We start from the raw sequence: 14891 nt of genomic DNA, 5'->3' as shown, positions 1-14891 counted from the left end.
AAAATACTAAAACTTTAAAAAGCAAGTTAATACTACAAAGATTCCGTAAAGTCAGTACTCTTACTCCTCTCGACGGCACAGAGCGAGGTTATATTGCGTTTAAGCTCATTGACCTACTCTTGACTGACTGGGAACTGCAATGATTACATCTGACTTATCCGGTGCTTTCTCCATCAAATCTTCTCTCAATCCTCGATACAAACTCAGTTTTGCTAGAAAATCGCTGCATCCTTCTGTCAGAAGCAAAGCCAAACGCGCGATCGATCTTGTCGGATCTGTAGTGGGATTGGGTATCGCTGCTGTTGTGGCCATTCCTGTCGCGATCGCTACACAACTGGACAGTCCGGGCCCAATTTTATACAGCCAAATGCGCTGCGGTTTGAACGGTCGCCTGTTCCGCATTTGGAAATTCCGGTCAATGGTCATTAATGCCGAGCGGATGAAAGATGCGGTAGAAAACCAAGCAAACGGTCAGATCTTTAAAAATGAGAACGACCCTCGCATCACCCGCGTTGGTAGATTCTTGCGTCGTACAAGCTTAGACGAATTACCCCAATTCTGGAATGTGTTGGTGGGGGATATGAGCTTAGTGGGAACTCGTCCCCCCACAGTAGATGAAGTCCTCAAATACGAAAGCCACCATTGGGAGCGGTTGCGGGTCAAGCCCGGTATAACTGGCGAATGGCAGGCTAACGGTCGTTCCACAGTCAAAGATTTTGAAGAAATCGTGCGGATGGATGTGGACTACCAACGCAAGTGGTCGATTCCATACGACATCAACCTGATTCTGAAAACCATCCAGGTGGTTTTGAGTAAAAGTGGGGCTTGCTAAGGTTTTAAAGATAGCTACTTATCGCACTATTGCATTTGAGTTAAATAGTTCCTATATTTTGAGATAATAAATGCCTAATCCCAAGAGGGATGAGGTCTGATGAGTCGCGAAATTCCTCTGTCGCTGACCAGTTATGCTGAAGTAACTTTCGCCGGAATGCCAGAGTCTTTAAATCATGGTCAGTCCTAAAAGTCAATCCTAAAGACAGGGAGAGGGGCACTTTCAGATTCAGGTTGCGATCGCAGCCTGAAAAAAAATTTTGATATATTTAAGCCAACCAGTAATATAAATATTCTAGTCTCCTGTGAGAGACCGCTTTCAAAACATCTACCTAGCGTATAAATACTTAAAAACGTGGCTAATCAACGAGGCGACAATCCATCTAAATCAATATTCAATAGTGGGTTTTCGTTCTCGCCATCCTTGAGTGACAAAGACCGAAATTGGCAGGCATTTACAGGTGCGAATTTGGCAACGCCGACTTTGAAAGGAACAGACCTAAGAGGTGCTTACTTAAAGGGTGCTTATTTGAGAAAAGCTGACCTGAGACAGGTAGATATGAGTGAAATCTGTCTGAGTTATGCTGACTTAATTGAGTGTGACTTAACGGAAGCTTGTCTGAGTAGAGCCAACCTCACTGAAGCGTGTTTGAATTTGGCAAGTCTTAGAAAATCAAATCTAAGGGGAGCCAATCTCAGCAAGTCCAACTTAGTTGGCGCAGAAATGATTGAAACCGATTTAAGGGGAGCTAACTTAAGCAAGGCTAACCTGGTCGGGGCTAACTTGGAAAATGCCAACCTCGCGGGAGCTAACTTGAGTGGGGCAGATCTGACAGGGGCAGACTTGAAAGGATCGACTCTGAGAAATGCAGTCTACAGTCCCGCGACTAAGTTTAGCGAAGGTATTGACGCCAGTAAAGCAGGGGCTTACTTGATTGCCCCTAAAGCATCTCTTCCGGATATCAACCTCAGCAGTGTGGATCTAAATGGGGCAGACTTACGGGGGATAGACTTGCGGAGGGCGAACCTGAGAAAAACCAACTTGAGCGGGGCAAACCTGAACGGGGCCAATCTGAGTGGAGCTAACTTAAGTGGGGCTGACTTGAATGGAGCAGATCTGAGGGATGTACTACTTAAAAGAGCTGTTTACTGTCAGGACACGCGCTTCTCTCAAGGTTTTGAGCCAGATAAGGCGGGAGCTGTTTTAATTGCTCCAGATGCGTCGCTCGCGCAGGTGAACTTGAGCGGGATAGACTTGAACGGTGCGGATTTGAGCGGTGCAAATCTGCGTCGATCGAATCTATCCGGGTCAGACATGAGGCAAATAGACCTGACTGGAGCAGACTTGAGAAAGGCACAGATGGAAGGAGCAAAGCTGCAAGGAGCGGACTTGCGAGGTGCAAACTTGACTCAAGCTTCTTTGAATCAGGCAAATTTGAGCGAAGCCGATTTAAGAAAGGTAGATCTGACCAGAGCAGATTTGAGTGGGGCAAATCTCAGCAGGACAGATTTGCGAGGCGCAGACTTGACGGGAGCTTGTTTAAATCAGGCCGATCTAAGGGAAGCTGACTTGAGAGGGGTAGATCTGACGAGAGCGGACTTGAGAGGGGCGTGCCTGAGTGGGGCACAAATCGCAGAGGCAGATTGGACTCGCACAACTTTGGATGGTACGAATCGGTTTGACGTTAATCTGGGTGAGGTAAATTTGAGTCAAGTGACGAGATAGAGGTTAGGGCGGAAGATATCGCCTATCCTACGGTTTCTGGGATTACTCAATAGGTGTTCCAGCTGTAATTGTCGATCGATTGGCGATCGACAGGCTCGCTGCGCTCCAGATTTAAGGATTTGGAGCGTTTTTTGATGTGTTGAGTCCTTTTGTAGCCCTAGTCAATTTAAAATCTAAAATCGAAATTCTAAAATTGGTTAACTCTGGCCAAATCGGCTCATCTACCAAAACACTGCTTCAATGAGATTAACTTGCGATCCTCCCAGACCTACTCATTTTGTCTTGAAGTTTATCGTTTCTGCGCTTGCGATCGCCACAGCAGCAGCTCCGAAAACTAGCCTCGCACAACAGACACTCGCCCCAGAAAGGGATGTAGCTTTAGTTTTTTGTAGCCTTTCCCAACAAAACTCCTGCGCGTCGTTGGACTGGTTTGCAGATAATATTTTTGCCCAAACCCCTGAGATACCGGATGTGCAGGCAAGTTCTCCGCAAACGGGTACTCCCAGTTTACAAACTGAACCTTCTGCATCTCAAGAAAAGCCGTTTGTACCGCAAAACTTGCCACTGGTGCCATCGTCAACGCTGCTTGCGCCTAGTAGATACGGTATTGCTCCCAACATTTCTGTCATTACACCGACAGCTTATGGTAAATCATGGGGAAGTATCAGCGTTGGTTTGGGTTTACAACCAAGAACTCGTTTCACCAATGAAGCTGATGGGGTTTTGGGAGTTGGTTTTGGACTGGGGGATGGTAGAAAGGCGGTGGGTGTGGATATTGGTGTGTCGATCGCTGACTTGGATACGGCAGAAGATGGTAGTATCAGCTTCAAGCTTCATCGCCAGTTACCTGATGATTTTGCCGTTGCTGTGGGAGTTCTAAATGCGATCGACTGGGGTCTTACGGATAGCGGTACAAGCGTTTACGGTGTGGTGACAAAAAGATTTCGCCTGCGCGATCGAGTCGATCGGCCTTTCAGTCAACTGTATGTTTCTGCTGGCGTTGGTAGCGGCCAATTCCGTTCCGAATCTAACATTAATAAAGATGCCAATTCAGTTGGTTTTTTTAGCAGTGTTGCCGTGCGAGTAGCCGAACCTGTAAATTTAATAGCAGAATGGTCAGGTCAAGATTTGACGATCGGATTATCTGTTTTACCGTTCCGCAATATTCCTTTGGTGGTTACGCCTGGGGTAACCGATATTACTGGCAGTGCTGGTGATGGGAGCCGATTTATCTTGGGAGTAGGTTATTTAATATCATTTTAAATACCAAGCCTAATGCTGCATAGGCAATGATTCAATTACCGATTAGCATAAAAGATGAAATTGATTAAATATTCGCTCTATGTTGTGCTGGTTATTGGTTGTCTTTTTGTTTTAGCCAAACCAGGACTTAACCAATCGGGAACGCAGTCGGATGTGACTGTTCCCAACCCAGGAGAAATTAATCCCCAACCTGTTGAAAGAGGTAGCGAACCGCCGCAAAATATAGGCGGAATAAGAGTCGATCGTAGTGGGTTCGATCGAAATTTACAGCAAGCAGATTTCGGTCGGTCAGTGCAGATGTTTGAAGAACTCCAAGCAGTAGAATTTGGCCAATACTTCGGCACTAATTTTTTCGGTCAAACTGTTTCGCCTGAAGAAATATCTCAAATTCTCTGTAACTTGGCTGAAACGACTGGGAAAAAAGCGGCAGTACTTTACGTAATATCTCTAGAAAAACAACTGGAATTATTACTTGTTTTGCCCAATCCCAGACGTTGTACTGAGGCAACATCTAAACAAAATGATAATTCTACTTTATTCGTTCGCAAGATTGTCACTGCCGCCAATCGAAAAACTCTCCAAACAGTTGCCAAACAATTTCGTGCAGAAGTAACCAATCCCAATCTCAACAACGATTACCGAACTTTTGGACAAAAACTATATGAATGGATAGTTGCTCCCGTGCAACCAGAACTTGCAGCTAACAAAATAGACAGCTTAATATTTTCAATGGATGCAGGTTTGCGATCGCTGCCAATAGCCGCTTTTTTCAACGGCCAAAATTTTCTGATCGAGCAATATAATTTGGCTTTAATCCCAAGCTTTAGCCTTACCGATACTCGTCATATTCCCATTGCCAATTCGCGGATCTTGGCAATGGGAATATCTAAAAGTACCCAGTCACAATCTCCTTTACCGGCAGTAGCAGTAGAAGTGCCGACTTTGACTAACATTCTTTGGCAGGAAGGTCAAGGTTTTTTAAACGAAGAATCAACATTGGAAAAATTGGAATCTCTCAGTCGCCAGCAACGTTTTGGGATTATCCACATAGCTACTCATGCCGAATTTCAACCAGGAAAAGTCAGCGAATCTTACATTCAATTTTGGAATTCTAAACTCAAGTTAGATCGACTCAAAGAAATTTCGCGCCAATTGGAGTGGCATAAATCTCCAAAAGTAGAAATGCTGGTTTTAAGTGCTTGTAGAACTGCGCTGGGAGACGAACAAGCAGAATTGGGATTTGCAGGTTTGGCAGTTCAGGCGGGTGTAAAAACTGCTGTTGGCAGTCTCTGGTATGCTAGCGATGTAGGTTCTCTAGCGCTGATGACAGAATTTTATCACAAGTTGCGAACGGCACCAATAAAAGTAGAAGCTTTGAGAGAAGCTCAATTAGGTATGTTGAAAAGACAAGTCCGATTGCAAAGGGGAGAGTTATTATTATCTGATGGTCGTCGCATTCCTCTCCCTCCAGAAATAGCTAGCGGAGGTGAAACAATTATTTTATCTCATCCCTACTTCTGGTCTGGTTATACGATGATTGGTAATTGGAATTGATTAGAGATAGCGACGCCCAAATGTCCAATCCGCTTATGCTCAAGGAAGGGGGATGTTCTACTGTAAATTGATAGTATATTTCCTGTTTTGACTGTGGGGGTAAAGTTAGCGACCATTGTAACAATCCCATCTCACCTGGTTGAATTTTAGGATTACTTTGAGTTAGATGTACTTTTACTTGTTCGTTCCGACTCACTGGCAATTGCTCTGTTAGCTTCAAGGTGGTTTCTCGCTCTTGTAAGTTGGCAATGTTTAGGCGATAAGCGTAAGTTGTGCGACGCCGATCGAATATTATCTTTTTATCTACTTTTCGTTCTACTAAGTCGCGATCGATCTTCAATCCTTCGTCAATTCCTAAATTTATCTTGAACTCTTCCCCAGGTGAAACGTTTTCTATTTGGCTTGTACCGACAAAAGTTTCATCGCGGAAAATATTCGCTTTTCCGGGTAAGAGGGTAGCACCGTTTGGCGGATTGGTAACATTTGTTTGCAAGTAGGCGAAACTAACCAATCGAGGTATGGCGATGTACTCTTTTCGACAAGGATAGTTATCATTAAAAATAGTAATTTTGTGTGGTGTTCCATCGCTGAGAATGTCGCTGTTACCGCCTATTTCAAATGTGACAACACCGCCAGAGGTAGAAGCAACTGCGGTAACAGTTTCAGCTTGTACTGAAGGTGCCGATTCTGATTCTTCAGCGCGTGTTTGATTTTCGTTTAAAAGTGCCAGGTCGTAGTCGTCGTCCCCAAAAGTATTAATTTCATCAGCACTTAACTGATTTGCAACCTTCCCCTTACCTCGTCCCCGCGCTCCTTTTTTTAGAAACTGAGGCGCGTTATAAGATGGATTTTGCACATCAATATACCAAGGATCGAGCTTTGGCGGGAGTGTTCCCAAACCAGGTTTAGCAGTAGAAAGAGTGAGGGAAACACCCAACCAATCTTCGCCAGTCTTTTGTTGAACTTCAGCTAAATAGCTGAGATTCAAAGTATTTGCTGTTGTATTGACGCGCAAATCGTACAGAGGAGTCCAACTGGCACCAGTAACGATGTAGGAAACTTCTAACTCGAAATTACCAGCGCCAGATGGCTCGATCGCAACGATAATACTAAAACTTTCTAGGCTACGAAATTTTTCTATTTCCCACAACTGCCTGCCCAGCGCTAGTGTTTCTTTTTCTAATTGTTGATTTTGCTTCTCTAGCTGCGCGATCGCATTCGACAATTCGCTATTTTGCTGACCTAAAAAGCTCAGTAAATCTCTCGTTTCATTCAGACAAACTTGTTGCTGAGCGAGTCCTCTAGAAAATTTTTCTACCGATTTTTCGCCCAAATTTTGCACAAAATTACGTTGCAATTCAAGCGACTTCAATTCATCTCGAATGCGGCGTTTTTCTTCTTCCAATTGTTCGATTTGCTGGTTTAGGTGGGCTACCCGCTCTGAAATTGGTTCGGGGGAGAGAATGGCTTCTGTCCGTACTTGGATCAATCGCACCGGTACTGTACCAGAACCTGTTGCGCGTATAGATTCTGACAGTACATTTATCGGTAGAGGGGCGATCGTTAATTGTCGTTCTGCCCCAGTTAGCGCCACACCACCGCGCCGCGTCACCCTCGCCCTATCTGTGTAAACCGTTACTTTAGAAATGCGAGTATCTATTGTCTTACTCGTTGTTTGGTTTGGTGTTTGTGAGTCGGTCACTGCCACTTTCTCCTCTAAGCTGCGTTATTATCAAGGGCATGAGCAATAGCCAATTCCGTAGGGTGCGTTAGCGACCGCGTAACGCACCTGAATGTTAAAGTGATTCTGGCAGAAAATTAGCATCCAAAACTTCTGACGAACTGTAAGGACATAATTGCGGAAACGTTTGCACTGAAGGACCAGTTTCCGCACTCGCAATTTCCACCGCATCCGCATAACATTCAGCAAATACTTCTTCCAGATAAGGTTTCAAACTGGGAGAATCTTTCAGTGCTTCCCGAATGCGGCGGCGATGTTCGACAATGCTACCTTTCCAGCTACCGCTTCTGAATTCTGGTTGATACTGCCATTTGAGCAAGTGAGTGAGGACTACTACAAGATTACTCTTTAAATTTTTACGCTCACTCCGTCCTATATCTCCTATTTCGTCAATCAAGTTTTCCCAGTCGATGTTTGAGTAATCGCCAACTCGCAAATTTTCTATTGTGGTTTCCATCCATTTCAGGTAGTCGGTTTCGTACAAACTTTTTTGGCTAATTTCTATTTTTGCTTTCATACTTCCACCCCACTTAGGAACCATACCATTCTAAACTGCCCGGTAGTTCCTCCGCCGCAAATTCAATATGAATGACGCGCCGATGACTTGCTTGTTTTGCTGGTTGGGAAGCGTGAATTAACAAAGGTTTCATCACCAATACCCCGCCGGAATAGACAGGACAAGTAACAGCATTTTCTTTCAATTTTTGAATATTTTCCGGTTTGACATATCCGTGAAGATGAGAACCGGGAATAACCTGTAGAGGTGCGTTATCTGCTAAGGTATCGTCCAGATGAATGCGTAAAGTTAACATTCTTTCCAAAATAGGAATGGGAGGTTGGACGTGGTGAACGCCATCTTTAAGCGACCAAGGCCAAAACCCGCATATATTAATACGTTGCTTGACGGCGATCGTCATATCTTGATGCCAGGAAACACCCCAATTAGCTTGAGGATTTTTATCAAAAAATATCCCTCGCACGGGAAAAGCATTTTTACCGAGTATTGGTTCGACCAAATTGCGAATCGGAACTTCCCAACAAAGCTGTCGCAGCATTGGAATTTCTTCTAATAGACGGCGCATCCCATACCCTTTGGCATCGCTATGCTGAATTGCCGATTGCAACAAACTTTTGTAAGCAGCGATTTGGTTAGCATCGATCGCTCTTTCTAGTATGCTAAATCCATCTTTTTGGATAGATTTAGAGTAGACGATCGTAGATATATGTTGCGTAGTTAAATAATTCGCAAATTCGCCAGACATACTTAGGGTTCCGCAAGAGGATTTATTTGGATGTCTGTTAGATTATAGATTTTATTGCCTTCTAACTACGCACTTTACTCGCAACCGAAAAGATATAAGACAACACTTCTTCTTTCGTTTGGGATCGGTAATTGCCAATTATGGTAAAAGAGATTCTAGAGAAGCAGAACTTCTGGAATTTTGTCAACCTGTCGCTGATGATAAGTTAAATGACACCAAGATAAACTGCGATCGCATTACCAACCACCACCACCATCATCAGCAGGCTGAGGTTCTTCAGTAACAGGAGGATCGACAGGTGGAAGACCTTGGGTGGCAAGTTGTCGAATTTCTTGGTCGTTTTTATCTATTTCATAAACGAATCCCAACAGTCCAGCAATTCGTTCTCGCTGACCTCTGGGAGGATACAGCCCCGGTTTTAGTAATGTTGTGGCGTACCTGTTAGCAAAGTCTATCATTTGCCGCGCCTGAGCTTTGGAAAATCCTCCCGTTGAATTTGCTTGGAAAGTTTCTGCCAAACAATTACTTTGTCTTCCCCGCTCTTGGAATTGCGCTTTATTTTCATAAAGTAACAAGATATCATCCAAACATTTGCTATATTCCAGGGAAGTTGTGAATGTAAATCGATAAGTAGCCCTAGACTGTCCAGCAGTAGCGGGGCGCTGCGGCTGTCCGGATGCGGGTGTGTTTTGTGTCTGTGCGACGTAGAAGCGATGCGGAGCAATATTGTTTGGGAGTCGCCCATCAGTTTGACTGACTGCTGGAGAAGTTATTCCCAATAGTACAGCAGCTACATTTAAAAGAAAGGGTAACTTGATTGTCGATCGCTTGCTTGCTGAATAATAATTGATACTCATAATCGATGATTCCTCAATCAATTGAGTTTCATAGTTACCAACCACTGTCACCCCCAGGCTGAGATTGTGGAGTTGCAGGCTCGTCTGGGTTAACTCGAACATCAGAATCATCCGCAGGTTCAGGCTGTTGATTTCCGGAATTATCCGGAGTAACATCGCCAGAGTTATCTACAGGTTCTGGTGGTTGAGGAGTAGCAGCACCGTCAGTAGGTTGAAGACTTTGGATTAATTGCTGCGCTTTTTGATAAAAACGTCGATCGTCTTCATCGCGCATACCTTGTTGTTTGAGCAGGTCAACAGCTTTTTGCAAATCTTCGATCGCTCCGGGCCAATCTTGCAGTTGGCGACGCACAACACCGCGATTGTAATACGCTCTGGGTTCTTCGGGAACAAGCGCGACAACTCGATCGAAATCGGCAAGCATTCCCTCCGTATCTCCCAACGAGTTGCGAATTTTGCCGCGTTGGAAGAAAGCTTCAAAATCGTTAGGAGAACGAGTTAGATATTCGTTGAAATCTGCCAGCGCCCCTTCCTTATCCCGTTGGTTCCAGCGGGCAGCAGCACGGTTATAGTAGGCATTGGTATAATCTGGATTCAGCGTTATCGCTCGATCGTAATCTGCGATCGCTCCCTGCCAATCCTCTTGGTCAAAACGGATATTTCCCCTTTGCAAGAAAGCATTGGCTCTAGAAGGGTCGCGCTCGATCGCTTCGTTAAAAGATTTAACAGCTTCTTCTTTATTGCCTTGCGCTGCTTCCACCGCCCCCTTCTTTTCCCAATCAAACCCTGAATCTGGATTTTTGAGACGTTCGCTTGGGTTATCAGTACTGGGAGCGTTATCCCTTTTGATGTCAAGTTTACCCAACCCGTATTTTGATTTCTTTTCCCAAAAAATGTTGATCGGAACTGCGCCATTCCTATCCCCACTTCTCATACTAAAGCCGTCAGCTAATCCGATCGCACCACTCATTCCGTGAATGGCGATAACTCGACCATCCTTATCAAATACCGCGCCACCACTCATACCCACTTCGGTCTGAGCGTCGTAGCGCATCGTATAAGGCTCGAATCCTGGAGGAGAACCGACATTAAGGCGCTTGGTCACGACACCATCTGCAAATCTATATGGCCTTTGCGATCCGGATTTGCCCTGTATAGCCGGATAGCCAGATACAAAAATCAGTGCATTATTTTCGGCCTGATTCGCCGTCTCGGCTACCTTTACTTCTGGATAGGTTTTTTCGCTATTTCCAGTTGTAAATGTAACTATTGCCAAGTCAGACTCCACCACATCTCCCAGCTTGGTAACGCTTGTTACCTCATAGACCGGAGATCCCGGTTTCAAATTGTCAAAAGTACGAACAGTAAGCCGAGGCCGCTGATTACCAGATTTTTCGTAAGCTACTACGTGCAGGCAGGTCAGTACCGTGTAAGTATTGCCTTCTCGTTTGATAATTACTCCAGAACCTCCAAGACCTTCAGGGCTTTTACTATCGTTAGGATCGGCACCGCCTTTGAGATAATTAATCTGCACGGTCGCTGGATTCGCAATCTTGTAAACTGCTGCACCGATTTGACTGCGTTGGGCATCGGTTAAAGCAAAAACGGTTCCCTGAGAAAACAAAACTGCGGTTATAGTTGCTGTCCCAGCTAGGAGGCTAGAAGGAAAATTAAAAGCAGAAAAACTTACTTTCATAAGCTACTATCACTCGTAAACCAATTATGAGATGCCGCAATTTGGCAGAATTTTACAAATAAATATGGGAGGAAGAACCTGGGAACTTGGATAAATTCCCAGGCTTGAGGGGGCGATGCTAAAATTAACTGGGCTAAGTTAAAAACCCTCCTCGATCGTCTGACTACCACGAACCACCCTGACTGCCTCCCGTTTCAGGAGCTGGAACATCGTTAGAGTTATTTTGATTGCTGTTGCCTTCATCAGATGGGCTGACGTTCGGTGAAGCCCCAGCTTCATTCTCATCATCCACCGTTTCGCGACCACCTGCGGCGAAAGCTTCATCTACAGCTGCTTCCATATTTACAGTTGGTTCGTCATCTTCGGTTTCCCGCAGACTGGGAGTGTTAGCACCAGTACCGAAACGCAACAAACTGGATAGGGCTGCGCCAGGGTCTCTGATACTCTCTGGATTGGTGAGGGTAAACAGAGTATTGCTGTTGTTACAGCGCGATCGAGTATTGACGTAACAAATCACCGTTTGACCGTTGACCTTGCCGGTAGTCAGCAGCAGATTCCGCAAGCTGCCACCATTCTGGGCAACTGCATTTGTCAATCGCTGGGAGACTGTTTGGCAGCGCTGTTGTGGGGTAAACTCAGCGCTAACGTATCTTTCCCAAATAATCATCGGGGCTGAGGTTTTGCCTCCTCTTTGTGCAACGGTGGCATAGGCATTACCAGAGCGAACGCAGCGGAAGGTAGTGGAACTACTTTGGGCTTGGGCTTGAGTCTGGAAGACCGCACTACCGGAAAAAATAAGGGCAGTGACCGCAATAAGGTTACTAAGTGGCTTTTTAAACATAAAGTATATCTTTGGTAAGATTGCTTTTATGGGTTTATATATATTATGATGGTATGTTTAATTTTCATTGTCCATAAAAATCCGCTGTTAAAGTCAAATCTTGACCAAAAATTTATATTTGGGAGATGCAGCGATCGCCCAAACAGCCTCATCTATTTTGGTGGTGAAGAAAAATCGGTATTTTAACAAGATGCGATCGCTCTACAGCACACCAATGCAACGAGAGAAATTTCCCAAACTCCCAAAAGAGTATTAAGATAAGCACCCCTCACTACAGAACTGAGGGCACAATAACCATAACGAGACTAAGAGGTTCTGCGACTGATGCAGCCGATACGCACATTTAACGTTACACCTTCTCTACCACCGCGACTGGAACCCCTGCGGAAGCTAGCCTACAACCTCCACTGGGATTGGAACGTCGAAACCAAAGACTTATTCCGCCGTCTCGATCGAGACCTGTGGGAATCAAGTCGTCACAATCCAGTATTAATGTTGGGCACCATCTCGCAAACGCGATTGCAAGAACTAGCCGAAGACGAAGGCTTTATCGCCCAGATGGAAAGAGCTGTTCAACAGTTAGAGGACTACCACCATCGATTAACCTGGTATCACAAAAAGCGCAAACTGGGGCAACAGGTAAAGCAGATGGGGAGTATGGAAGGAGATGACTCATCTCAATCCAAAATCCAAAATTCTGAGTGCTACGTCTACTTTTCAATGGAATTTGGCCTTGCAGATTGCGTGCCCATCTACTCCGGCGGTTTGGGCGTCCTCGCTGGGGATCACCTCAAATCTGCCAGCGACTTGGGTCTTCCCTTAGTTGGCGTCGGATTGCTTTACCAAGAAGGTTATTTCAGCCAATTTCTCAACGCGGATGGTTGGCAGAGCGAACACTACCCGATCAACGACTTCTATAATATGCCCCTGCATCTGGAATGCCATCCAGATGGTACAGAAATCAGGATTGAGGTAGATTATCCAGGTCGCAAAGTTTACGCTCGCATTTGGCGTATCCAAGTAGGAACCGTACCGCTATACCTGTTGGATACAAACATTGATGCCAATGCCAGCCAATACGACCACGATATCACCGATCGATTGTACGGCGGCGACATCGATATGCGAATTCACCAAGAGATGATGCTGGGAATTGGCGGCGTGCGGGCGTTAAGGGCGCTGGGGTTGAAACCGACCGCCTACCACATGAACGAGGGACACTCGGCCTTTTTATCCCTGGAACGCATCCGCGTACTGATGCAAGAAGAGGGATTGAGCTACGCACAAGCTACCGCAGTTGTCAAGTCGAGTAGCATTTTTACCACCCACACCCCCGTGCCCGCAGGGATCGACTTGTTCCCGCCAGACAAGGTGATGTATTACCTGGGTTACTACGGCGATGGTTTTGGTCTAAAGCGAGAAGAATTTTTAGCATTAGGACGGGAGGAAACGGGCGACCTGACGGCACCTTTCAGCATGGCAATTCTAGCCATTAAAATGGCGACATTTGTCAACGGGGTTGCCCAACTGCACGGCGTCGTGTCGCGATCGATGTTTAAGGGATTGTGGCCGGATTTACCTTTGGAAGAAGTGCCCATCACAGCCATTACTAACGGCGTCCACGCCCGCAGCTGCGTGTCTCCAGTCATGCAAGGTTTGTACGATCGCTACCTTGGCCCTCGATGGGAACGGGCGGGAAGTACCGACCCCCTGTGGGAACGGGTGACTTCGATTCCCGATGAAGAATTGTGGCGCTATCACGAACGTTGCCGCGCTGAGTTGGTAGTATTTGTGCGGGAGCGATTGGCCCAAAAGCTGCGCGATCGCGGTGCCTCCCCAGCCGAAATCGGCCATGCAGGTGAAGTCCTCGACCCAGGCGTCTTGACAATTGGCTTTGCTCGTCGTTTCGCTACCTATAAGCGGGCTACCCTGTGGATGCGGGATAGGGAAAGGATTAAGCGAATTTTACAGGCCAACAAAAAGCGCAAGGTGCAGTTTATCATCGCCGGTAAAGCCCATCCCCACGATATTCCAGGCAAAGAACTGATCCGCGAAATCAACCACTTTATTCGCGAAGAAGGAATGAGCCGCAGTGTCGTATTTATCCCGGATTATGACTTGCACGTAGGGCGGTTGATGGTGGCAGGTTGCGATGTTTGGCTGAATACACCCAGGCGTCCGCGAGAAGCATCGGGCACCAGCGGTATGAAGGCATCGATGAATGGACTGTTAAATTTGAGCGTTTTGGACGGTTGGTGGGATGAGGCAGATTATGTCCGCACCGGCTGGCCGATCGGTCACGGGGAAGATTACGATGACCTTAACTACCAGGATCTTGTCGAAGCGAACTCCCTATACGAATTGCTGGAACAGGAAGTGGTTCCTTTGTTCTACGAACGGGATACGGAAGATATCCCTCGCGGTTGGGTGAGCAAAATGAAAGATGCGATCCGCTTAAATTGTCCTTTCTTCAATACAGCGCGGATGGTGCGGGAATATGGGACGCGGGCGTATTTTGCGGCGAGCGATCGCTACTTTACAATGACAAGAGAAGGATACAGACCAGCCAGAGAGTTAGCTGATTGGAAAAATAAGCTGTTCGATCGATGGTACAAGATGAAGATCGAAAGCATTGATGTATCTGGGGGAAGCCAAATCCAGGTAGGCCAAACTATTAATGTTAAAGCGCGAATCGATCTGGCGGATTTAAGTGCTGATGACTTGCAAGTACAGCTTTACACCGGTTTGGTGAACGCCAGCGGAGATATTGTCAATGGTGTGCCAGCTGTGATGGAATACCAGGGTCAAGATCCTCAGTCCGGAACAAGCATTTACACAGGTAACATTACCTACACCTATAGCGGTCTACAGGGAATGTCTCTGCGTATTTTGCCGAAACACGAATATCTCAGCAGTCCCTACGATTTGGGATTGATTCTCTGGGCACAATAACAAGAAAGGGAGAGGGGTCAAAAGTCAAAAGTCAAAAGTCAAAAGTCAAAATTCCTCTTACCTCTTCCCTCTCCCCTCTTCCCTCTTCCCTCTTCCCTAACCCCTAGCCCCTAGCCCCTCTTCCCTCTCCCCTCTTCCCTCTTCCCTAACCCCTAGCCCCTAGCCCAT

12 protein-coding genes are annotated in these 14891 nt (G+C 46.0%); 6 read left to right on the top strand and 6 right to left on the bottom strand.

The genetic code is table 11. The features are described 5' to 3' along the window. Positions 1-139: 139 nt before the first annotated feature. The 4 genes from H6G03_RS22580 to H6G03_RS22565 all read left to right on the top strand — a co-directional run bounded on the left by H6G03_RS22580 (position 140) and on the right by H6G03_RS22565 (position 5374). Positions 140-832 carry a sugar transferase gene (locus H6G03_RS22580; protein WP_190468820.1) on the top strand — a complete coding sequence of 231 codons (693 nt, stop codon included), beginning with the start codon at positions 140-142 and terminating at the stop codon, positions 830-832. A gap of 354 nt (positions 833-1186) precedes the next feature. Next, positions 1187-2557: a pentapeptide repeat-containing protein gene (locus H6G03_RS22575; RefSeq protein WP_190468817.1), complete on the top strand. Its 1371-nt coding sequence runs from the start codon at positions 1187-1189 to the stop codon at positions 2555-2557. Positions 2558-2797: 240 nt separating this feature from the next. After that, the gene (locus tag H6G03_RS22570) at positions 2798-3820 is read left to right on the top strand and encodes a hypothetical protein (RefSeq protein WP_190468814.1); all 1023 of its coding nucleotides are present in this window, start codon (positions 2798-2800) and stop codon (positions 3818-3820) included. A 54-nt stretch (positions 3821-3874) separates the two neighbouring features. Beyond that, positions 3875-5374, top strand: coding sequence for a CHAT domain-containing protein (locus H6G03_RS22565; protein WP_190468812.1), 1500 nt, complete (start codon positions 3875-3877; stop codon positions 5372-5374). Here H6G03_RS22565 and H6G03_RS22560 read toward each other — a convergent pair. The 6 genes from H6G03_RS22560 to H6G03_RS22535 all read right to left on the bottom strand — a co-directional run bounded on the left by H6G03_RS22560 (position 5316) and on the right by H6G03_RS22535 (position 11771). Beyond that, entirely contained in the window at positions 5316-7076 is a 1761-nt protein-coding gene (locus H6G03_RS22560; protein ID WP_190468808.1) for a mucoidy inhibitor MuiA family protein, read from the bottom strand. The two genes, H6G03_RS22565 and H6G03_RS22560, sit on opposite strands and share 59 nt — an antisense overlap. A gap of 94 nt (positions 7077-7170) precedes the next feature. Further along, the gene (locus H6G03_RS22555) at positions 7171-7632 is read right to left on the bottom strand and encodes a DUF29 domain-containing protein (protein ID WP_190468806.1); all 462 of its coding nucleotides are present in this window, start codon (positions 7630-7632) and stop codon (positions 7171-7173) included. Between the two features lie 13 nt (positions 7633-7645). Next, the gene (locus tag H6G03_RS22550; RefSeq protein ID WP_199315423.1) at positions 7646-8377 is read right to left on the bottom strand and encodes a phytanoyl-CoA dioxygenase family protein; all 732 of its coding nucleotides are present in this window, start codon (positions 8375-8377) and stop codon (positions 7646-7648) included. Between the two features lie 236 nt (positions 8378-8613). Next, complete coding sequence (locus H6G03_RS22545) at positions 8614-9234, bottom strand: hypothetical protein (protein ID WP_190468803.1); 621 nt, start codon at positions 9232-9234, stop codon at positions 8614-8616. A gap of 34 nt (positions 9235-9268) precedes the next feature. Then, complete coding sequence (locus tag H6G03_RS22540) at positions 9269-10930, bottom strand: tetratricopeptide repeat-containing S1 family peptidase (protein ID WP_190468799.1); 1662 nt, start codon at positions 10928-10930, stop codon at positions 9269-9271. Between the two features lie 163 nt (positions 10931-11093). Beyond that, positions 11094-11771, bottom strand: coding sequence for a COP23 domain-containing protein (locus H6G03_RS22535; RefSeq protein WP_190468797.1), 678 nt, complete (start codon positions 11769-11771; stop codon positions 11094-11096). 100 nt (positions 11772-11871) lie between these two features. Here H6G03_RS22535 and H6G03_RS22530 point away from each other — a divergent pair, with 100 nt between their 5' ends. Both H6G03_RS22530 and glgP read left to right on the top strand, forming a co-directional pair. Continuing rightward, entirely contained in the window at positions 11872-12027 is a 156-nt protein-coding gene (locus tag H6G03_RS22530) for a hypothetical protein (protein WP_190468794.1), read from the top strand. 68 nt (positions 12028-12095) lie between these two features. Further along, positions 12096-14723 (top strand): alpha-glucan family phosphorylase, encoded by a 2628-nt coding sequence (gene glgP, locus H6G03_RS22525; RefSeq protein ID WP_190468791.1) that lies wholly within the window; start codon positions 12096-12098, stop codon positions 14721-14723. The last annotated feature ends 168 nt before the right edge of the window (positions 14724-14891 follow it).

The sequence above is a fragment of the Aerosakkonema funiforme FACHB-1375 genome, assembly GCF_014696265.1.
Lineage (GTDB): Bacteria > Cyanobacteriota > Cyanobacteriia > Cyanobacteriales > Aerosakkonemataceae > Aerosakkonema > Aerosakkonema funiforme_A.
The sequence above is the reverse complement of the archived record's forward strand: the minus strand, read 5'-3'. Positions and strand labels throughout refer to the sequence as shown.